The organism is Prodigiosinella aquatilis, assembly GCA_030388725.1.
Lineage (GTDB): Bacteria > Pseudomonadota > Gammaproteobacteria > Enterobacterales > Enterobacteriaceae > Prodigiosinella > Prodigiosinella aquatilis.
Genome location: CP128857.1, coordinates 619,797 through 639,632 on the forward strand (window position 1 = coordinate 619,797; position 19,836 = coordinate 639,632).

Consider the following 19,836-nt stretch of genomic DNA (forward strand, 5'->3'; position numbering starts at 1 on the left):
TTTCTGTTCTGGGGTAGTGATGGTTTGTATCAACCCTATCCCTGATTGTTATTCATGTCATGAGGTAGCATCGTTAATGCAAACGTTAAATCGCCGTGATTTTCCTGGGCGTCATCACCCTGATCGCGTCATTCAATTTGGTGAAGGCAATTTCCTTCGCGCTTTTATCGATTGGCAACTGGACTTGTTAAACGAACATACTGATTTGGATGCGGGTGTTGTGGTTGTTCGTCCGATAGACACTGATTTCCCACCTGCTCTTGATACTCAGGATGGTCTGTATACCACGATTATCCGTGGGCTTAACGAACAAGGGGACGCGGTACGTGAACCGCGGCTGATTCGTTCTGTTAATCGTGAAATTAATGTTTACCGCCAATTCGATGAATATCTGGCGTTGGCGCATGATGCTAACATTCGTTTTGTTTTCTCTAATACGACAGAAGCAGGTATTAGCTATCACGCTGAAGACCGTCTTACCGATACGCCACCTGCCAGCTTCCCGGCCAAACTGACTCGGTTGCTGTATGAGCGCTTCAACCATTTTGCCGGAGCAGCGGACAAAGGCTGGATATTACTGCCGTGTGAATTGATCGATTACAACGGTGTAGCACTGAAAGAGCTGGTATTGCGTTATGCCAAGCAGTGGGATCTGCCAGCGGCGTTCACTGTCTGGCTGAATGAACATAATACGTTCTGCTCTACGCTCGTCGACCGTATCGTCACCGGTTATCCGCGAGCCGAAGTCGAGGCGCTGCAACAGGAACTGGGTTATCAGGATACATTCCTGGATACTGCCGAATATTTTTATCTGTTTGTAATTCAGGGACCACAGTGGTTGGCGGAAGAACTACGCCTTAATAAACTGAACCTGAATGTACGTATCGTAGATGACATCAAACCCTACAAAGAACGTAAGGTGGCGATTCTCAATGGTGCTCATACAGCGCTGGTACCGGTTGCGTTTCTGGCGGGCCTGGATACTGTTGGTGAGGCCATGAATGATGCCCAGATTAGTAAATTTGTGGAAAGAACCATTGCCGAAGAAATTGTCCCGGTACTGGATTTACCGCACGACGAATTGATGTCGTTTGCCCAAGCGGTATTAAGCCGATTCAGAAACCCGTTTATTCAGCATCAGTTGTTGTCTATTGCCCTGAACGGCATGACAAAATTCCGTACCCGTATCCTGCCGCAATTGCTGGCCTACCGTGAGCGTAACGGAGAGTTGCCGCATCGTCTTACTTTTGCTCTGGCGGCGTTGATCGCTTTTTACCGTGGCGAGCGTAACGGAGAGAGTTACCCATTACAGGATGATGCGCAGTGGCTGGAACATTATCAGGCGCTATGGAGTGGCGTAAAAGACAATACTACTACCTTGGCACAAGTGGTTACTGCGGTATTAGGTAATGCTCAACATTGGGAACAGGACCTGATTAATGTGCCGAGACTGGTGGAGCAGGTGACTGAACAACTGCAATCTATCGTTGAACGCGGTATGCGTGCGGCGCTAGAGAGTTACTGCTAATCGCAAAAGGCTTATCCATGCAAAGCATCATTAAAATTCACTCTTTGGACAATGTTGCCGTAGCCTTGCGCGATTTGGCGCAGGATGAAACGGTAACGATTGATGATATCACCTTAACGTTGGCACAGCCCGTTTCACGCGGACATAAGTTTGCGTTGGTCACCATTATGCCGGGGGAGATGATTATTAAATATGGGTTGCCCATCGGTCATGCATTGGTCGCTATTGCTCCCGGTGAGCACATCCATTCGCAAAATGCCAAGACTAACCTGAGCGATCTGGATGAATACCAGTATCAACCGGAGGTTATCTCTCTGCCGGCACAGATGGATGACCGTGAGGTACAGATTTATCGCCGCAAAAATGGGGGGGTCGGTATTCGTAATGAATTGTGGATCCTACCTACTGTTGGGTGTGTGAATGGTATTGCCCGCCAGATTCAGCAGCGTTTTCTGAAAGAAACAAATGATGCTCAGGGGATTGATGGTGTCTATCTGTTCAGCCATCCGTTTGGCTGTTCACAATTGGGGCAGGATCATGAAAACACCCGCACCATGTTGCAGAACATGGTACGTCATCCGAATGCTGGTGCGGTATTGGTCATCGGTCTGGGTTGCGAAAATAATCAAGTTGATACTTTTCGTACCACGTTGGGTGAATATGATGCAGAGCGCGTCAATTTTATGATTTGTCAGCAACAGGATGATGAGGTGGAAGCCGGCGTTGAACGTCTGCATCAGCTTTATCAGGTTATGCGCAACGATAGCCGTGAAGCTGGTAAACTCAGTGAGCTGAAGTTTGGTCTGGAATGTGGTGGATCTGACGGGTTATCCGGGATTACCGCTAACCCGCTGCTGGGCCGTTTTTCTGATTACCTGATAGCCAATGGCGGGACGACCGTATTGACGGAAGTGCCGGAAATGTTTGGTGCAGAGCGTATCCTGATGAGTCGCTGTCGTGATGAGTCAACGTTTGAGAAAACGGTGAATATGGTCAACGATTTCAAGCAATATTTCATTGCCCACGATCAGCCGATTTACGAGAACCCTTCACCAGGTAATAAAGCTGGTGGTATTACTACACTGGAAGAGAAGTCATTGGGTTGTACGCAGAAAGCTGGACAGAGTAATGTTGTTGATGTCCTCAAGTATGGTGAGCGGTTACATACACCGGGCCTTAATCTACTTAGTGCTCCGGGGAATGATGCGGTAGCGACCAGCGCTCTGGCTGGGGCCGGGTGCCATATGGTACTGTTCAGTACCGGGCGGGGTACGCCTTATGGTGGTTTCGTTCCAACGGTAAAATTGGCGACCAATAGCGAGTTGGCGAAGAAAAAACCACACTGGATTGATTTTGATGCGGGTCGCCTGATTCATGGCATGCCAATGGATGAGTTGTTGGCGCAGTTTGTGGATTTGATTGTTGAGATCGCTAATGGCAAACAAACCAGAAACGAAGTCAATGATTTCCGCGAACTGGCAATATTCAAGAGTGGTGTGACGTTGTAAACCCATCCGATTCCGAATAAAATAAAACGGCGTTTTGTAAAGCGCCGTTCGTTTTTGTCACACTTTCCAAGGCAGGGATCATGACATACTACTGGTTTGCCCAGGCAGTAGGGGTACTGGCTTTTTTTGTCGGTATCACCATGTTTTTCAACCGTGACGATAAAAAATTCAAAACTCAGCTCTCGCTTTACAGTGTGGTTATTGGTTGTCATTTTTTTCTAATGGGGGCAAATTCTGCGGGCATCAGTGCCACGCTGAATTCCATCCGCACACTCATTACTCTGAAAACTAACAATATTGCGGTGATGTTTGTCTTTATCGTCCTGACACTGGTGTTTGGCTTGTCTGAGTTAAAGCATCCGATGGAGCTACTGCCTATTATCGCTACCGTAGCCAGCACCTGGGCATTGTTTCGTACTCATGGCTTGACCACACGTTGCATTATATGGTGTGCCACAGCAATGTGGGTTATGCACAATATCTGGTTAGGATCGATTGGCGGATCATTGATTGAAAGCAGTTTCCTGCTGATGAATGGCTTTAATATTATTCGTTTCCGACGTATGCAACGAAGAGGTATCGATCCGTTTAAAGTGGAAAAACAAGTATCGAAACATGCCTGATCAGCATGTAGAACAGGGTAAGGAAAAGTCCCTTACCCTGGAAAAGATTACAGTACGTCCAAACGCTCCTGCTCTGTCTGGTGAGTGTTTTCAGCCTGGCAAACTGCCGCGATAAATATTACGTCGGTGGATGAATTGACGGCAGTTTCTGCTGAATCCTGCAATACACCGATGATGAATCCCACCGCCACCACTTGCATAGCGATATCGTTGGAGATACCGAACATGCTGCATGCCAGCGGAATCAGTAATAGAGAACCGCCAGCGACTCCCGAAGCACCACAGGCACAAATGGATGCAACTACGCTTAACAACAAAGCCGTAGGGATATCGGCCTGAATGCCCAGTGTATGAACAGCTGCCAATGTTAGCACTGTGATGGTAATCGCTGCGCCCGCCATGTTGATGGTGGCACCCAGCGGAATCGCAACAGAGTAGGAGTCTTCATCCAGATTCAGTTTACGGCACAGTTCCATATTGACGGGAATGTTAGCGGCAGAGCTACGGGTAAAAAAAGCGGTTACCCCACTTTCACGCAGACAGGTCCAGACCAGTGGATATGGGTTACGCCGGATTTTCCAGTAAACAATCAATGGATTGGTAATTAATGCAACTATCAACATCCCGCCGATCAGAACAGCCAACAGATGGGCGTAGCCCCACAGAGCACTAAAGCCGGTTGCCGCCAGTGTGGATGAGACCAAGCCAAATATTCCTAGCGGAGCAAAACGGATAACTACGCGCACGATAAATGTCGTCGCATGAGATATGTCAGTGACAACGGTTTTGGTGGTTTGAGAACCATGACGTAATGCGACACCCAGACCTACAGCCCATACCAGAATGCCGATATAGTTAGCATTCAGCAGCGCATTGATTGGGTTCGACACCACATTCATCAGCAAGCCTTTAAGGACACTGACGATGCCTGATGGCGGAACCACATCGGTCGCTTGTGCGTGGAGTGTCAGTACGGACGGAAAAAGAAAGCTCAGAACTACTGCCACCAATGCTGCACAGAGTGTACCTATGATATACAACGCCAAAATTGGACGGATATTGGTCTTCTGGCCTTTCTTATGGTTGGCGATAGAGGACATAACCAGCATCAATACCAATACCGGTGCTACAGCTTTAAGTGCCCCAACGAACAATGTTCCCAGTAACCCTACTGCAATGGCCGCTGGCTTGGAAACCGAGGCCAAAATAATGCCAAGTGCCAGTCCTATCAGGATCTGTTTTACCAGACTTCCCTGAATCAGATAATTAAAAAATCTTGATTGTGTTTTCATAATATTAACGGTGGTACCGCTTGTGAGGAATGATTGTGATTAACAGGCTTGCCTTCTCTGACGGAACTGGATGACTTCATGACCTGTTACCAAGTGCGTTTGCGTGTATCAGTATATGAAAATATAAGTTTGAGGGAAGGGAAGTCGCGTTTTTTTGGACAGAAAGCACAATAAAATACGTAAAAAGTCTCCGTTACAGGAGGACGATAGCCATGATAGTCAGCGCGTTATCAGGGGAAAGACCGGCGTTGGAGATATGCAGTAGCTGTCCGTCAGTGGATGAAATTTGTTCACTTTGCTGAAGTGTCGCGATAGTGACATTACTTTCCGCTGACGGAGGTGAGGGTATCGGCCGGGAATACTACCCCTGTCTGCCGACGTATTTCCGTCAACAGCGCAGCTACGGCGCGGGAACGGGCCAGTGCAACGTGGTTAACCTCACTATTGGCGACCAAGGTGCTAAAGACTTCGGCTTCATACAGCATGCTATTAATATGTTGCGGTTGAGACAGATCCAGCCGTTTCCCATCACGGGAAACTAACAATACCTGCTGACATTCCGATAGCTTTTCAATGACCAGTGTTCCGTCTTCACCTTGAATTTCACTTGGAATAGCGGATTGACTGACTTTGGAATGTGCAATACTCACATCGAAGTCGCCATAGTTGAGAATGACGCTGCCATGGGCATCGACACCGCTTTCAAGTAATGTGGCGCTGGCCTGTACACTACGTGGCTTGCCCCACAGCGAAACCGCAAACGCCAGACAGTAGTAACCAATATCCATAATTGAGCCGTTGGAAAAGGCCGGGTTAAACGTATTGGGATTCTCGCCTGACAGATACCGCTGGTAACGGGATGAGTATTGACAGTAATTGAGAACCACTTTTCTCAACCGTCCGATACGCGGTAAGGCCTGAGTAATTACACTGAAATTTGGTAGATAGGCGGTTTTAAACGCCTCGAATAACACCACATGATGCTGCCTGGCGCTGGCAATCATCTGCTCCGCTTCATTGAGGTTTGATGCCAGCGGTTTTTCACAGATGACATGTTTACCATGACGCAGGAATAATTGAGACTGTTCGCAGTGCAAGGAATTTGGACTGGCAATATAAACTGCATCAATGATGTCAGAGCCAGCCAAGGTTTCCAGTGATGTGTATAGACCATCAACCAAATAATCGGTCTGAAACTGTCGGGCATTTTCTGGTGAACGTGAATAGATGGCGGTCAATTTCATTTTCCCACTTTCATGGGCGGCATCAATGAACTGACGGGTTATCCAACTAGTTCCTACAATAGCAAAACGTATCACTATGGTTCACCATACGGTTCTGACAGGTAAGTATAAATCTAGATTATCATGATGGAATCTCAAGGCAATTTTACGATACTGATGCTCTCTTAAAGCCAATTACCGGGCAGGGCGGAGAAAACCATTTACTGTTGTATCGTTTTAAGGGATAAACGGCACAAAATTTTGCATGATAGGAGAGGCGATGAGCCAACTCAATCTGGAAACACATAACCTGACGCTGGCCCGTTATCCTCACATTGAGGACGATACGGTGTTGCAGGCATGGGAAGCTGCAGATGAATTTTTACTGCGGGAGATTGCTTCCATGTCCATTGGCCTTGGGCCAAAGTTGATTTTTAATGATGCGTTTGGCGCACTGGCTTGTGGACTTCAGGCCCAGTCACCTTATTGCATCAGCGATTCGTATTTAAGCCAATTGGCGACACATCATAATCTATTACTGAATGGTTATAGTGAGGATTCGGTAACTTTGCTGGATAGCCTGACTGAATTGCCATCTGCACCCGCGCTGGTGGTGATTAAGATTCCTAAAGTGTTGGCATTGCTTGAGCATCAATTACGAATGCTACAAAAAGTTGTTGTGCCACAAACGGTGGTTATTGCCAGTGCCAAGGCACGTGACATTCATACTTCTACACTGCAACTATTTGAGCAGATTCTGGGACCGACCCGCACCTCTCTGGCGTGGAAAAAAGCTCGCCTGATCCATTGCCAACCAGATATGCATGAAGTGAGTGAGCAGTCACTTACAATAACATGGCCGATAGAAGAGTATGGGTATTGCATCCATAACCATGCCAATGTTTTTGCTCGTAATAATCTGGATATTGGTGCCCGTTTTTTTATGCAGCATTTGCCACAGCAAGTCGAAGGAAAAATAGTGGATTTAGGCTGTGGTAATGGCGTAATCGGCCTTGGTGCGCTAGCGCTTAATCCGCAGGCTTATGTCAGCTTTTTTGACGAATCTTATATGGCGATTGCTTCCAGTCGTATGAATGTGGAAATCAATCGGCCACAGGACCGTGATCGATGTGGTTTCGCCGTCAATCATGCGTTGACGGGGATTGGGCGCGAGAGTCTTCAGGTCGTACTGTGTAACCCTCCGTTCCATCAACAACAGGCGGTAACTGATAGCGTTGCCTGGCAGATGTTCCGTGATTCCCGGCGTTGTCTGGACATTGGCGGTGAACTGCGCATTGTCGGCAACCGCCATCTTGATTATTTTCACAAGCTGAAGCGCTTGTTCGGTAACTGCGAGATCGTCGCCAGTAATGCTAAATTCGTGGTGTTAAAGGCAGTGAAAACAGCAGATAAACGTCGCCAAGCTTAAATGTTCAATGCCGTCGGGTCGACTGATGAATCGCCTGGCGGGCATCCAGCCCTTGTGATATATCCGCACCGTCAAAAAGAAGGTACACCCAGCAGTGGCCGGTATAACTCTCACCTCGGTCCCTGACCTGAACAGATAATCACTAATACCAGGCAACTATAGTGGTAAAACCGGCACTCCACTCAGTAGTACGGCGGGGTACAACTCGTCAATCCAGCGTATCAGAAGCGCACTACATGGGTATCCAAGCGTTCTGCGGGTAAAAGCCAATAGCCGTGATTAAGATAGTTCTCAACAGCAGCGTGTTTTTGCACGTCTGAATAACGGGGTTTTCATCATTCTTTGTCGACTACATTACCGGTAGCTTCCCACTCGTATACCCAGCGCCTAAGATTTCTTTCAGAGGGATAACCCAGTTTACGAACAACCATAGCAGCCTTTCGCCCATACTTAATGTAAAGCTCAATGGCACTGAGCCGTTCCTCGAATGAATACATAAACAATCTCCTGAGAGTCCAGAAAATCGTCCACATCCCTTTTTTACGGTCTTATATCAGTGTTGCTGACAATCAGACCTTCTAACCTCTTCAAAGTCTGGATGAGGCAGCATACGAATGCGCGAAGCATCTCGGCACGCTAAAGATGCTTTCTCAGGTGTGAAAGGTATGGCTCAGCCGGAAGAGTCAAAATTGTTCTGGTGAAAACCAATAATGGCTGGCAGGCGCGGTAATTTCAGGAAAATACGCTATGAACTCTATGCATTGGGCGTTTTTCATTGGTCTGCCGATGAATATACCAGCAATGGCTCCCGTGCTGTTTCTGAGAAAGTCGTAAAAGAACGTGAAAGTCTCTGTGGCGATAAGGTTCTATCTTCTTAATGCTTTCTTGGTGCTGTCGCTGCTCACGTTATCTCAGAACACCACGCAAAAATACGGGCTGTTCCCGATATGGCTGGTCTTTGCCGCTATTGGACTGTTTATGGTCATGCTGGTTCCAACGGTTAAATTTGTGCGTAAGTATTCATCCATAGGGAAAAGCCGGGCTGTTATTCTGTCATCGTTTTTGATTATCTATGCCGTAAGGTTTCATGGCGTATTTTTATTTGGGAACGGTAGTGGATACACGCTTAATGGATACAATACAGCATGGCCATTTTTCTTCTTGTTTGCCTGTCTGCTGGCTTATCTTGGATGTGCTGGGAATAAGTTATATTCTGGTTCTTTCGCGCCATCATCAACCACACAACCAGACTATTATAAGCCTACCAAGAAATATGAAACACAATCTCAAATTGATTATGATATTGCTGTGAAAGGACGAAGTGTTTTGTTTGATCCAAACATCAATATTGTTGAGCAACAGCGTTATCGGGATGCTTTGGAAAAGCGAAGTGCCGAAAATTGATAAATATATTATTTGTGAACAGTTCTTGATGTGGACTGTTCACATGATGATTTTTATTTAATCGGCGAGAAATTGCTTGGTATAAGAATTCTACTTTCTTGTTTTTCTAGCATTGGTAGGGCTAATGGAATAAATTGAGTAATCCATTCATCATCTTGATAAAGTTTTCGACGTTTTTGAATTCTTTCATCAAGGCTTTCATATTCCCAAATGTGAATGACTTGGTTCAATTCCCCTGATTCTGTCTGCCAGTAGCCAATGAGCTTTGAATATTTAGATATTATAGGAAGACCTACATCTTCGAACAGCTTTATATAATTTGCCAATTGACCTATTTTTACTGTATAAGTTCGCATTTCGAAAAACATAAATAACTCCTTTTTGTCCGGTCTCTTACTACCTCTGCTAACTGATCTTGCCCAGTAACGTTGGACATAGCCTTAAGCGAGGTTTCTTTCCTCAAATTGTATCGGACTCAACCCGCCATTGGCATATGCTGTCGATGCCGGTTGTAATCAATTTCAGTGTACCCGAATACCGCTGTTTTCATCTCTTGGCGCGTATTGAACCGTTCTCCGTGGATAAACGCCACTTTCAGACTGTGGAAAAAGCTTTCGCACAGGCGTTATCCTAGCAACACCCCGGTAAGTGTCAATGAAGTTGTCATTCCAGGTTAATTTAGACGGCCTGTTTTTCCCGCTCTGGGTTTAACGTGACGCTATCCTGCCGGTGCCAGTTCCGCGTTTGCCGTGACCAACGTTTGCGGCTCGCTGCTCTCGCGGCTTGATACACGTTGTCTCGTCGGTCTTCAAGGATCTGGCTGAAGCCCGGCGTTGGTTCGAAGGCTTCAGCCAGTGGTATAACGAGGAGCATCGGCATAGCGCCATCGGTTATGTCATACCAGAACAACGGCATCGGGGGGAAGATATAAGACTGTTGGCAAAACGAAAAGTATTATATGAATCGGCCAGAAAAGCCCGACCAGAAAGGTGGTCAAGTTCATGCCGTCAATGGCAACGAGTTGAGGTAGTGATGTTGAATCCGGACAAGCCAGAAACCGGGCTGAAATCTGCAGCGTAAAAACAAATAAGGGTGTCAACTTCGTTGGCAGTTACCGATGATGAAGTCTGACGCGTTGAGATCATTTGTTGTCATGCTAGACAATCATTATAATTCGCTGGATAAGTAAATGAAGGAATCTCTATGTCTTATATTGAAGAGTTAGGCGCCCGCTTGGAAAGTGCATTGGAAGCATTGGAATACAGTGTTCAGAGGCAACAGCAAGTTTGGCAGCGTGATAATCAGCATCTTCATTTGCAATTGATACAGGCCAGGAAACGGGAGGCTGATTTGTGTGCGCAAATTAGCCTACTCGTTAATCAAGTGAATGCAATAGATGCCTCGCCCGAGCGTAATCCTTTGCTGCAAAAGGTTAATATAATTCGAATGCATATTGATGCGTTGGCGAAGGACGCGTCTGCTTTTGTCCGTACTCTGCCATGATTGTGGGCATCGGTGATATTTATCTAAAAACAATGATGTCTTTGTCTAGATAATCGTTCTATTTCTATTTCTATTTCTATTTCTATTTCTATTTCTATTTCTATTTGCATTGTTAATTATTCACATTTATGCCTATTAGATAATATTAACTGACTATTAATTTGTAGCATTTTTGAAAAACTAACGATTCAAATTCATTATCCTTACACATCCTTTTCTTTATTTTATCAATGTTCTTTTTTTTATTATCGAATTTGTTGTGTGGTAATTAACGGCATAATATAGTTATGAGGATGCGTAAGCACTATTGTCGTGTTCTCTTGTCTGATAAATCAGATACCTGCAAATGAAAGCTTTTGTTTCATTTTATTATTTACTATTTGTTAATTAGTACATGAGTATAGTTATGTCATATCCTAATAATGGCACTGCAGATATGGTTGGTTTTGCAAAAGCGGGTAGCACAACGAGTGGTGCTGGTGGTACTGTCGTTTCAATTACTAGCCTGAGTGTATTAAAAACGCATATTGCTGGTACCGACTTCGAAAATATTGGTCATTAATGCGAGCATTTCCGCAAGTTCTTTAACAAAAGTCACAATGGAAACCAATAAGTCTATTATTGGATCCTATTCAAATAATACATTGACTAATATTCATTTCAGGGCTGCGTCAAGTTAAACGAATATAATTTTTCAGAACCTTACTATTAAGCATGCAAACACTATTAATGCTAATGATGATACTCAAATTTATTTGTCACATGGTAATAAATATTGGCGTGATCATCTGACTTTCTCCGGCGATGGTTATACGCTGGCAGATGGTGGCGGTTATTCCTCTACTTATGATAACTACTCTCATTTAACTATTTGTCATTGCTATTTTAATGATATTTATGTTCGTGCCCCCGGTTTGATGCGGTATAGTTATTTTTATGCTTACAATAACTATATTGAAAATTATTACCTGGGCTTTACGTTGGCTCAGGATGCCAAAATTGTTTCTGGGTATAACTATTTTGACACAACCAGCAGTACAAATGGCATGTTGGATGATAAAGGAACCGGAACGTTCACTGATACGGGAAGCACGCCATCTATTACCAACCAGACTTCATCACAAAGCAAGTGGTCACCATCATCTAACTATAGCTACAGCCTGAAATCGGTTTCTGCTGCAAAAACCTTCGCCAGTAATTATGCTGGGGTCCAATCATCCAATCATCCAATCATCCAGTCTGACGTTTGGGGGGTAATATAAAAGGCAGTGTAAGATATATATGGGTCATCATGGCCATTCTTTTCGTCATCAGTATATTCCAATCATGACCTACATAGTATTTCCATATTCTCCATAATTGACGTAATTGTGAGTACTATTCTTGCACATATTTACCGTTTCTCTCATTACCTTAAGCTCAGAGGGCTATACTGAGTCACATAGGTTAATACGATGTGTTGATAACTAAAACTGAAACGCGAGGAATATATTATGTCTAAATTTACCGCTATTGTAGTTGCCTCTGCACTGGCATTAGGTGCTGTGGGTATTGCTGATGCTCATGGTAATTTTTATGGTCAACAGGGTTCTGGTAACATGATGGGACAATCCCCATGTGGTGGACAATGGGCACCACATAACAGGATGTTTAACGGAATGAATTTGACTAATGAGCAACAGCAAGAAATGCAGAAATTCATGCAAGGCTATAGAAATAATAGACAATGGCCTTCAATTGAAGAACGTCGTCAATTACATAATATCATAGCTAGCGATAATTTCGATAAGCAGAAAGCGCAGAGCATCGTGGATAGCATGGAAACAGCTAATAAAGCGCGTATGATGCAGCGTCTGGAAGAACAAAACCATATGTACAATATTCTGACTCCTGAGCAGAAAAAGCAGTTCAATGCAAATTTTGACAATCGTCTAAACCAAGGAACCCCGGCACCTAAAGCGCAATAATAATCCAAGTCAACTGAAGCCGCTGGTTTTATTTATCACTATTTGCTGGATAAGTGATGGACTAATACCAGCGGTATTTTTTCATAGATAAAGTTGGTTTCAGAACATCGGCGTGAGTGCCATTTCCTATCTTTTATCTGCGCACGTACTGGCATCCTTTCCATTATTTTTTAATGATGTAAAAAACTGAAAATAATCAATATGGATTTTTTTTTGTCGTTAATTGATTAATTTTTAGGATATTTCTTCATTATTCTTGAGCCTTTTTAATAGATATTATTATCTGAGAGATTAGGTGGCTGTTAGCAAATTGAGGAACATATAGTGAAGAAAAAAATGTTGGCACTTGTAATGATGGTATTTGCAGGGAGTAGTGCTTTTTCCACGATATCCTGGGCCGATCAGTTGGATAATCGAGAACAGATGCGGTCGCCTGGGAGCTATCCTTATGGTGAAACTGGACCTAATCATAAGCCCATCGCTCATGTGGCAGAGGCAGACAGGCATAATAATGGTAATGATAGAAAGCATCATAGCGGACCTGTCGCTATTGAACGTGATCATTTTACATGGAAAGGTCATGATTTCAGAAAAGGACGACCAATGCCCAGTCATTTTCAAGGGCAACGTTATCGGGTTCATGATTGGCGCGCCCGGGGCCTTCAGCAGCCACCTTCAGGCCACTATTGGAGCTACATCGACGGGAATTATGTGTTGATTGCGGCTACTACGGGAGTCATCACTGCCATTATTTTAAACAGTGCTGTAAATCATTGATGTGATACTAACGTGTTGATGTCGGGAATCGATACGTCAGTTCCATTTAAATAAAATAGCGCGGCGTTTGCGTGATGCTCAGTCATTGCTAAATCTGTATATTTCGAAGAAAGTGAAGGCGTTACGTTGTTAACGTAATTCTTCGAGAATTAGCTGGTTCTTCTCCGTCTGTGAGCGATGCTCCATCAAAGTCCAATTAGACTAATTCCCTTTCTCTTTCATCGACAAGCCAGGTGTTGCCATTCATTATTCCACTGGCTACGGCCAAAGGCTGCTACCTACATTGAGGATGCTGGGCCGATGGAAAAACTCTGTTTTCGTACCAAAAGGCACGGCTGAGGCCACTCTAGTCAAGCGTAAAAATTCTTGTTTTAACTGATCTTTCGTGGCTGTACTGTAATCTATCATTATGAAATTTTTGTCTTTATATTAAGAGTAATCCTACTAGGATAATTATTTTTATATCGCAGATAGAACAGGTAAAGGCTACCCCCCAACCTCACTCACTCTGACTTTTCTTCCGGGGTAATACATTGGTGTTCGAATACTGGACAACGATGTATTACATGCGCGGTCAATCACGCAAACAAGGTTCTATGGCAACCGGTAGCTGTCAACGAAGTTGACACCCTTATTCGTTTTTTACGCTGCAGATTTTAGCCCGGTTTCTGGCTTGTCTGGATTCAACATTACTACATCTACCCGCTGCCACTGACGGCATGAGGCTGACCACCGTTCCGGTCGGGCTTTTTTAGCCATGTCATACAAGGCTTTTCGTTTTGCCAGCAGGCTTATATCTTCTCCCTGATGCCGTTGTTCTGGTGTGACATAACCGATCGCGCCATGCCGATGCTCCTTGTTATACCACCGGCTAAAGCCCTCCACCCAACGCCGGGCTTCAGCCAGATCCAGGAAGCCTGATGACGGCCACGACAGAACATATTTTAGCGTTCTGAACAGCGACTCCACATACGGATTATCGTTGCTGACTCGTGGTCGGCTGTGCGAACCCGTGATGCTCCGTTCTTCCAGTTTCGCTTTCAGCGTCTGGGATTTCATCGGCGCACCATTGTCGGCATGTAACACTAACGGATGGCGGTAACACCGTTCACGTAACACGGTGCGGTGCAGCAGCGCGGACGCTCTGCCGTGGGACGACGGTCTTCAGCCTGGTGATTCCAGCGCCGCCAGGTGCTCAGGCTTAACCCTACTTCCCGACAAGCGGGGAGCAGACGTGCGCCAGCGTTCATGGCTTCACGTATCCATCGGATCAGTTGCACGCGTTCGTGAGCGGGGGTCAGTCGTCCTCGTCCGCCTCGCCGTAATACTGATTCAGCTTTTTTCTCAGGACCAGCAGGGCTGCCGCCTCCGCCAGGGCCTTTTCTTTGCGCGCCAATTCACGCTCCAGCCCTTTGATTTTCTTTTGGGCCTGTTTTTGCGACTGCCGGGTATCGACTTGTGGCGTCTGGAGAAAATCCTGTTTCCACTGCGCTATTTGTTCAGGATAAAGCCCTTTGCGACGGCAGTATTCGCTCAGTTCGGCTTCACTGAGTGTGGCGGTTTCAACGATGACGGCAAAACGGGCTTCTGTCGACCAAAGGTCTGTGGTTTTGTTGGCACCGGGCACTGGTTTTCCCTCCAATTTGGCTTGGACCCGCCAATGATAAAGGGTAGCTTCCGATATCCCTTCCTGTTGTGCAAGTGCGGTGACGGTCATGTTGTAAGGAGGAAGTAATTTAGCCAATACAGCGGCCTTACGCTCTGGTGAATAAAGTTTCATAACAGGCTCCGTTGCCCCATAGAGATTTTCAGTCTGGGGTGTCAACTATCCTGCCAGAGGGGGCGGGTACCAAGCTGGTAGAAATGAGTGTGGCTGAAATCAGGCAGCATCTGGACGGTTGTATTGGTAAGGCTGCTGAAATGGACGTGTAGTCCCCCCTGAATTTAGTCTTACCGCACAATGGAGTTCTCTGGTTAAAATACAACCAACGGAGGCTCATCATGAAGAAAGCGCGTTTCACTGAAACTCAGATCCTACGTGTTCTGAAAGAGGTTGAAGGTGGTCGGCATGTGAAGGATGTGTGCCGAGAAAACGGTGTGTCGGAAGCCAGCTATTACAATTGGAAAGCCAAATATGGTGGCATGGAATCCTCTGATATCAAACGAATGAAAGAGCTGGAAGAGGAAAATCGCCGGTTAAAGCAAATGTACGCATCCCTTAGTTTAGATCATGAAATTCTTAAGGATGTTGTATCAAAAAAACTTTAACGGTGCCTGAGAAGCGTGAGCTGGTGCGTTACGTCATGACGGAACATCAGGCCAGCGAACGACGCGGGTGCCGGATTATCGGTATTAGTCGAAGCCTGTTGCATTATTGCCCGAACACGGCGCGGGATCTGCCCGTGGTCGAGGCATTACAAAAACTTGCACATCAGCATCCGGCCTATGGTTTTGGCCTTATGTTCAATAAGTTACGTCAAGCAGGATTATCGTGGAATGCAAAACGGGTTTACCGGATCTACCGATTATTAAAACTGAACCTTCGGTGTAAAGGAAAAAAACGCTTACCTAACAGGCATCCACAGCCGTTGGTTATTCCGCATAAAATGAACCACTGTTGGTCAGTTGATTTTATGAGTGATGCCTTGATCGACGGGCGGCGATTCAGGTTATTTAACGTCGTCGATGATTTTAATCGGGAAGCGCTGGCAATCGAGGTTGATTTGAATATACCAGCTCATCGCGTTGTACGCATCCTGGAGCGGTTAAGTGCTGAAAGAGGCTATCCGGCATTTATACGCAGCGATAACGGGCCAGAACTTACAGCCGCTGCTTTAGCTGAATGGGCAGAGTTGCACGGCGTGATACTCGATTTTATTCAGCCAGGCAGGCCAATGCAGAACGGATTTATTGAGCGATTTAACAAAACGCTACGAACAGAAATACTCGATATGTATCTGTTCAGAACACTGTCAGAAGTCCGTGTGCTAACAGAAGACTGGCGCGCAGAATATAACGAAGAACGTCCGCATAGCTCACTGGGTGATATGCCACCCGTTATCTATGCGAGGCAAAAACTGGCCGGAGATCCTCATTGGCGGTGGTACTAAAAACCGGAGGGACTACAGACGCAGACGAGCGCGCAGCAATGGCGGCTAAGGCTGTGGACCTCTATCTGAGTGAAGGCCCTGACAACCCACCTGTAACGTTTGGCGGCTACCGCCTGTCTATTGTTGAAACGCCAGAATGTGAAACCGGGCAAATTATCGCGGGTGGGGCTTTTGGGCTGTCTGCGGTGGATGTGGTGTTTGAGTGTCTGGACTACACGCTTACGCTGATGAGCGACGAAATAGAGGAAACAGCGATGCGTGAGGTTATCCCCTCGTTGCTCTATGCCCTAGGAAATGATGAATAAATTACTTACCTAGTGGGCTATAGACCTGCAATCTCCAACCTTTGCCAGCCTCAGTGTTGGCTTTTTTTACTTCAATTTCGATGCGTCAGAATACCTAAAGCGTGGAAAACTGAGGCAATCTTTTTTGACCATGGTCAATGGATTGTATTAATGGAATAGGAAAATTCCGTCTTGCGACTTATAAAAAGTATTGCAGGAATTTTCCTGCTCAAACTTCTGGTGAAACATGGCTGAAAAATGGGCTGACTACTTGATTTCCAAAGTTCGATATAACGACGAGCATACGCACATTACCCACGTATATGTGCATGTAGACAAGGGAGATACTGTAGGAGACGGGACATCAGAAACCCGACAATGGGTAGTTAATAAAATCGACGGTAGCTACACGTTCTACACCATTTATAAAGGTGATGACGGTAAGTGGAAAAAGGGGCAAAAAGTTGTTAAAGACCGTGTTAACGGTACTAACTACTTAACCACGCGGCCAAATGGAACATCCAAAGACAATTTAGAAAATCTCCCAGAGTATTAGAATTGTGATTTATCAAAACGCCAAAGCATCAGATTTGTTCTGGTGCTTTTTTATTTCTGCGATGAATAAAATGTTTTTCTTCCAGTAAAAAGACTTAGTCGCTATATCCATCCATCAAGATTTTTTTGAGCAATGAGTGATCTGTATGCCTTATCAGAGGCTTATCTGAACCGACAAATCGGGTGTCTTTCTCAACCATCCACGATCTACCAACTTTTAGGGCTGGCGGATAAATCATTCCTTGCTTTGCATAGTTACAGAGTGTCGCCTTGCCGGGCGCAGCATCACCAAACTCTTCAATAGCCCATTCATACAGTGTTATTAATCTTGCCATTTTGAATCCTTTTCATGGTTTGTTTAATGCCGTTCATTATTCCGTGTAGTCATTGGTGTAGTCATTTCAATAAAAAAGGCACTAACCAATTAAGGAAGGTTTCCTTTTAAACAACAACTTAACTGACTAGTATCAGTTCATGCCGTATTTTTAATGTCTGGTGTAAGTATATGGGAACTATTTTTCCGGCTAAAAAATAAATACACTCAAATTACAGTTTTGCAGTTTTTTGAAAAAAAAAGTTACTGTCCCATATAATTTGGAACTAAAAACATAAGGATTACGTAAATGGCTGGACAATTAGACGAAGCAGCAAAGCAAATTCTTGGGACGTTATTAGCGGATTTTAGCGATAGAGAGTTAACTGCTAAAGATTTGAAGTCGGGTTATGAAGGCCCAAAACCCGAGGCATTGGCAACGGCGATATGCAATGTTGCAGATATTACAACTATAGATTTTGAAGTGGCATTCTCAGATCTTGAGAAAGACAAATTGATCAAAACTGGTCCTATGGCTATGTACGATAACGATAGAAATAGTTCTGTTATCTTCATCGGGTCATACAGCAAGCGTGAATACGTGTATTTAACAGAGGCGGGCTACAAGGAATCAAGAAAAGCACCCAATCGTCCACAGAGGGTTCAGCGTATAGTCAATAATCTTACTATTACTGGTGGACAATTCAGTAACATGCAATTGGGACAAGGTGAGAGCGTTAGCCAATCTATGGGTATTACCGCCGCCAGTTCTGACTCAGAAATTGTGGCAAAGTTGATTTCTATCCTTGAACAACAAGGGCAGTCTGTTAATAGCGATCAGCTGGCTGATATCACAGCTGCTGTTGCAGCAGCAAATGAGGGGAATGGTAAAGGAGCCAAATCTTTGCTCGCTAAAGTTTGTGGGCCTGTATGGGAGTCTGTGCAGCCGGTTATGTGGCCTATAGTTGGTGAACTTGTTAAAAGAAGTTTGGATCTCTAAATTCTTTTGGAGGTCAAATTAGGTCGCTTAGGTACCTTTTTTGATGATAAAAGTATTTTTAATACCGGTTATTACCGTTCTGAGGTATCCCATAAGTATCCCAGAAACAACAAAGGAGTTACGCTATTAACGTAACTCCTTGTTTTATTTGGTGGCCCCTCCCCGGCTTGAACGGGGGACCAAGCGATTATGAGAACCATTTAAACCAACTGAAAAACAATAACTTAGTTATAAAACAGTGAGTTGATAAATATATACAAGACAATAAAGGGCAGTAATCCTAAGCTGGCGCGACACTTTTGCGACATTTTAGAGGATTGAGCTTAGCTGCCTCCTCCAGATGATTTGGGGCAAAGTGAGCATAGCGCATTGTCATTTTAATATCAGTGTGACCAAGTATTTTTTGCAGTACCAAGATGTTCCCGCCGTTCATCATAAAGTGGGATGCAAAAGTGTGACGTAGAACGTGAGTGAGCTGTCCGGGAGGAAGGGCAATCCCTGCTCGCTCGATAGCATTTCTAAATGCGTAATAACATGGCGTGAATATGGTGCCGCTCTTTTTTGGCAGTTCAGCTATTAATTCCGGGTCTAATGGAATCGTCCGGTTTTTTTTTACCTTTGGTTTTTATGAATGTCACCTTGCCTGCCGATATTTGTGAGCGTTTAAGGCTTTCTGACTCACTCCAACGCGCGCCAGTAGCTAGGCAAATTTTGACGATCATCTCAAGGTCTTTAGCTGAGCTTTGGCGGCATTCAAGCAAAAGGCGGTCGATATCTTCGCCGGTGAGATAGGCCATTTCGCTTTCATCGGTGCGAAACTGGCGAACATTCTCAAGTGGGTTAGGTGCGCTCCATTCCCCCAGACGTTTTAATTCATTAAACACCGCCAAAAAATAGGCGTGCTCAAGGTTCATCGTGCGAGGGGAAACTTTGCTAATGCGTTTAGTTCGTGCGAATTGCCCATCTAGTCGTTTAGCCCTATAAGCAGTAAAAAGCTGTGCGCTAAATTCTTCAGCGAGAGGGGAACCCATGCAATCAGCCGCCCAAAGCATGGATGATTTTCTTTTTTTCCCCATCACGAAGAGTAATGCCGTGTCGCTCGAACCAAAGATGAACCAAGTCTGTTAGGCTGCGGCGATCTTTTCCATCGCCTAGCCAGGGTGCATTTTCAATTTTTTGTAGGGTATAGTTTTCAAAGGCCAGAGCCTCGCCTTTAGTCGCAAATTTTTTACGGACACGCTTACCTTGCTTGCCGTCGCTGCGATTAATAGTATAAAAATCCGCGAGCCAATCACCGCTTTTTAACTTACGTACACTCAT

At 45.0% G+C, this 19,836-nt stretch carries 19 protein-coding genes and 5 pseudogenes; 15 read left to right on the top strand and 9 right to left on the bottom strand.

Features of this window, described 5'->3' with window-relative positions:
• Positions 1–76 precede the first annotated feature (76 nt).
• The 3 genes from PCO85_02895 (at position 77) to PCO85_02905 (ending at position 3,659) form a co-directional block, all read left to right on the top strand.
• The gene (locus PCO85_02895) at positions 77–1,528 is read left to right on the top strand and encodes a tagaturonate reductase (GenBank protein ID WJV54433.1); all 1,452 of its coding nucleotides are present in this window, start codon (positions 77–79) and stop codon (positions 1,526–1,528) included.
• A 17-nt stretch (positions 1,529–1,545) separates the two neighbouring features.
• The gene (locus PCO85_02900) at positions 1,546–3,036 is read left to right on the top strand and encodes an altronate dehydratase family protein (protein ID WJV54434.1); all 1,491 of its coding nucleotides are present in this window, start codon (positions 1,546–1,548) and stop codon (positions 3,034–3,036) included.
• Between the two features lie 80 nt (positions 3,037–3,116).
• Positions 3,117–3,659: a YgjV family protein gene (locus PCO85_02905; protein ID WJV54435.1), complete on the top strand. Its 543-nt coding sequence runs from the start codon at positions 3,117–3,119 to the stop codon at positions 3,657–3,659.
• 47 nt (positions 3,660–3,706) lie between these two features.
• Here PCO85_02905 and sstT read toward each other — a convergent pair whose 3' ends face one another.
• Entirely contained in the window at positions 3,707–4,951 is a 1,245-nt protein-coding gene (gene sstT / locus PCO85_02910; protein WJV54436.1) for a serine/threonine transporter SstT, read from the bottom strand.
• A 320-nt stretch (positions 4,952–5,271) separates the two neighbouring features.
• Complete coding sequence (locus PCO85_02915; protein WJV54437.1) at positions 5,272–6,270, bottom strand: Gfo/Idh/MocA family oxidoreductase; 999 nt, start codon at positions 6,268–6,270, stop codon at positions 5,272–5,274.
• A 184-nt stretch (positions 6,271–6,454) separates the two neighbouring features.
• On the opposite strand from PCO85_02915, the gene rlmG reads away from it, so the two are divergent.
• The gene (gene rlmG, locus PCO85_02920; protein WJV54438.1) at positions 6,455–7,603 is read left to right on the top strand and encodes a 23S rRNA (guanine(1835)-N(2))-methyltransferase RlmG; all 1,149 of its coding nucleotides are present in this window, start codon (positions 6,455–6,457) and stop codon (positions 7,601–7,603) included.
• Between the two features lie 195 nt (positions 7,604–7,798).
• On the opposite strand, the pseudogene PCO85_02925 reads toward rlmG, so the two are convergent.
• A pseudogene (locus PCO85_02925) lies at positions 7,799–8,100 on the bottom strand (transposase).
• A gap of 391 nt (positions 8,101–8,491) precedes the next feature.
• Here PCO85_02925 and PCO85_02930 point away from each other — a divergent pair.
• The gene (locus PCO85_02930) at positions 8,492–9,007 is read left to right on the top strand and encodes a hypothetical protein (GenBank protein ID WJV54439.1); all 516 of its coding nucleotides are present in this window, start codon (positions 8,492–8,494) and stop codon (positions 9,005–9,007) included.
• A gap of 53 nt (positions 9,008–9,060) precedes the next feature.
• Here PCO85_02930 and PCO85_02935 read toward each other — a convergent pair whose 3' ends face one another.
• The 3 genes and pseudogenes from PCO85_02935 to PCO85_02945 all read right to left on the bottom strand — a co-directional run bounded on the left by PCO85_02935 (position 9,061) and on the right by PCO85_02945 (position 9,880).
• Complete coding sequence (locus PCO85_02935) at positions 9,061–9,375, bottom strand: NIPSNAP family protein (protein ID WJV54440.1); 315 nt, start codon at positions 9,373–9,375, stop codon at positions 9,061–9,063.
• Between the two features lie 72 nt (positions 9,376–9,447).
• Positions 9,448–9,649, bottom strand: a pseudogene (locus PCO85_02940) (IS3 family transposase).
• Between the two features lie 36 nt (positions 9,650–9,685).
• On the bottom strand, positions 9,686–9,880 hold the full coding sequence (locus tag PCO85_02945) for a hypothetical protein (GenBank protein ID WJV56187.1): 195 nt from the start codon (positions 9,878–9,880) through the stop codon (positions 9,686–9,688).
• On the opposite strand from PCO85_02945, the pseudogene PCO85_02950 reads away from it, so the two are divergent.
• The 6 genes and pseudogenes from PCO85_02950 to PCO85_02975 all read left to right on the top strand — a co-directional run bounded on the left by PCO85_02950 (position 9,824) and on the right by PCO85_02975 (position 13,254).
• A pseudogene (locus PCO85_02950) lies at positions 9,824–10,087 on the top strand (IS3 family transposase). The gene PCO85_02945 and the pseudogene PCO85_02950 overlap by 57 nt on opposite strands.
• 123 nt (positions 10,088–10,210) lie before the next feature.
• Complete coding sequence (locus tag PCO85_02955) at positions 10,211–10,510, top strand: hypothetical protein (GenBank protein ID WJV54441.1); 300 nt, start codon at positions 10,211–10,213, stop codon at positions 10,508–10,510.
• A 406-nt stretch (positions 10,511–10,916) separates the two neighbouring features.
• The gene (locus tag PCO85_02960) at positions 10,917–11,072 is read left to right on the top strand and encodes a hypothetical protein (protein WJV54442.1); all 156 of its coding nucleotides are present in this window, start codon (positions 10,917–10,919) and stop codon (positions 11,070–11,072) included.
• Positions 11,073–11,235: 163 nt separating this feature from the next.
• Positions 11,236–11,772, top strand: coding sequence for a hypothetical protein (locus PCO85_02965; protein WJV55975.1), 537 nt, complete (start codon positions 11,236–11,238; stop codon positions 11,770–11,772).
• A 228-nt stretch (positions 11,773–12,000) separates the two neighbouring features.
• The gene (gene spy, locus PCO85_02970; GenBank protein ID WJV55976.1) at positions 12,001–12,477 is read left to right on the top strand and encodes an ATP-independent periplasmic protein-refolding chaperone Spy; all 477 of its coding nucleotides are present in this window, start codon (positions 12,001–12,003) and stop codon (positions 12,475–12,477) included.
• Between the two features lie 324 nt (positions 12,478–12,801).
• Positions 12,802–13,254, top strand: coding sequence for an RcnB family protein (locus PCO85_02975; protein ID WJV54443.1), 453 nt, complete (start codon positions 12,802–12,804; stop codon positions 13,252–13,254).
• Between the two features lie 642 nt (positions 13,255–13,896).
• Here the strand turns inward: PCO85_02975 and PCO85_02980 are convergent.
• Positions 13,897–15,034: pseudogene (locus PCO85_02980) on the bottom strand (transposase).
• Between the two features lie 221 nt (positions 15,035–15,255).
• Between PCO85_02980 and PCO85_02985 the strand changes: the two are divergent.
• The 3 genes from PCO85_02985 to PCO85_02995 all read left to right on the top strand — a co-directional run bounded on the left by PCO85_02985 (position 15,256) and on the right by PCO85_02995 (position 17,204).
• A protein-coding gene (locus PCO85_02985) for an IS3 family transposase (GenBank protein WJV54444.1) occupies positions 15,256–16,364 on the top strand; the annotation gives its coding sequence in 2 pieces (ribosomal slippage) (positions 15,256–15,508 and positions 15,508–16,364; 1,110 coding nt in all).
• Positions 16,349–16,669 carry a hypothetical protein gene (locus PCO85_02990; GenBank protein ID WJV54445.1) on the top strand — a complete coding sequence of 107 codons (321 nt, stop codon included), beginning with the start codon at positions 16,349–16,351 and terminating at the stop codon, positions 16,667–16,669. The genes PCO85_02985 and PCO85_02990 overlap by 16 nt, the downstream gene beginning before the upstream one ends.
• A gap of 226 nt (positions 16,670–16,895) precedes the next feature.
• Positions 16,896–17,204, top strand: coding sequence for a DUF3892 domain-containing protein (locus PCO85_02995; protein WJV54446.1), 309 nt, complete (start codon positions 16,896–16,898; stop codon positions 17,202–17,204).
• A 94-nt stretch (positions 17,205–17,298) separates the two neighbouring features.
• On the opposite strand, the gene PCO85_03000 is transcribed toward PCO85_02995, so the two are convergent.
• Positions 17,299–17,538: an excisionase gene (locus PCO85_03000; GenBank protein ID WJV54447.1), complete on the bottom strand. Its 240-nt coding sequence runs from the start codon at positions 17,536–17,538 to the stop codon at positions 17,299–17,301.
• A gap of 288 nt (positions 17,539–17,826) precedes the next feature.
• Between PCO85_03000 and PCO85_03005 the strand changes: the two genes are divergently transcribed.
• Positions 17,827–18,516, top strand: coding sequence for a hypothetical protein (locus PCO85_03005; protein WJV54448.1), 690 nt, complete (start codon positions 17,827–17,829; stop codon positions 18,514–18,516).
• Positions 18,517–18,796: 280 nt separating this feature from the next.
• On the opposite strand, the pseudogene PCO85_03010 reads toward PCO85_03005, so the two are convergent.
• Positions 18,797–19,836: pseudogene (locus PCO85_03010) on the bottom strand (tyrosine-type recombinase/integrase).

Coding starts and splice junctions, on each gene's coding strand:
- PCO85_02895 (WJV54433.1), top strand. CDS start 77: ATGCAAACGTTAAATCGCCGTGATTTTCCTGGGCGTCATCACCCTGAT.
- PCO85_02900 (WJV54434.1), top strand. CDS start 1,546: ATGCAAAGCATCATTAAAATTCACTCTTTGGACAATGTTGCCGTAGCC.
- PCO85_02905 (WJV54435.1), top strand. CDS start 3,117: ATGACATACTACTGGTTTGCCCAGGCAGTAGGGGTACTGGCTTTTTTT.
- sstT (WJV54436.1), bottom strand. CDS start 4,951: ATGAAAACACAATCAAGATTTTTTAATTATCTGATTCAGGGAAGTCTG.
- rlmG (WJV54438.1), top strand. CDS start 6,455: ATGAGCCAACTCAATCTGGAAACACATAACCTGACGCTGGCCCGTTAT.
- PCO85_02935 (WJV54440.1), bottom strand. CDS start 9,375: ATGTTTTTCGAAATGCGAACTTATACAGTAAAAATAGGTCAATTGGCA.
- PCO85_02945 (WJV56187.1), bottom strand. CDS start 9,880: ATGCTCCTCGTTATACCACTGGCTGAAGCCTTCGAACCAACGCCGGGC.
- PCO85_02955 (WJV54441.1), top strand. CDS start 10,211: ATGTCTTATATTGAAGAGTTAGGCGCCCGCTTGGAAAGTGCATTGGAA.
- PCO85_02960 (WJV54442.1), top strand. CDS start 10,917: ATGTCATATCCTAATAATGGCACTGCAGATATGGTTGGTTTTGCAAAA.
- PCO85_02995 (WJV54446.1), top strand. CDS start 16,896: ATGGCTGAAAAATGGGCTGACTACTTGATTTCCAAAGTTCGATATAAC.
- PCO85_03000 (WJV54447.1), bottom strand. CDS start 17,538: ATGGCAAGATTAATAACACTGTATGAATGGGCTATTGAAGAGTTTGGT.
- PCO85_03005 (WJV54448.1), top strand. CDS start 17,827: ATGGCTGGACAATTAGACGAAGCAGCAAAGCAAATTCTTGGGACGTTA.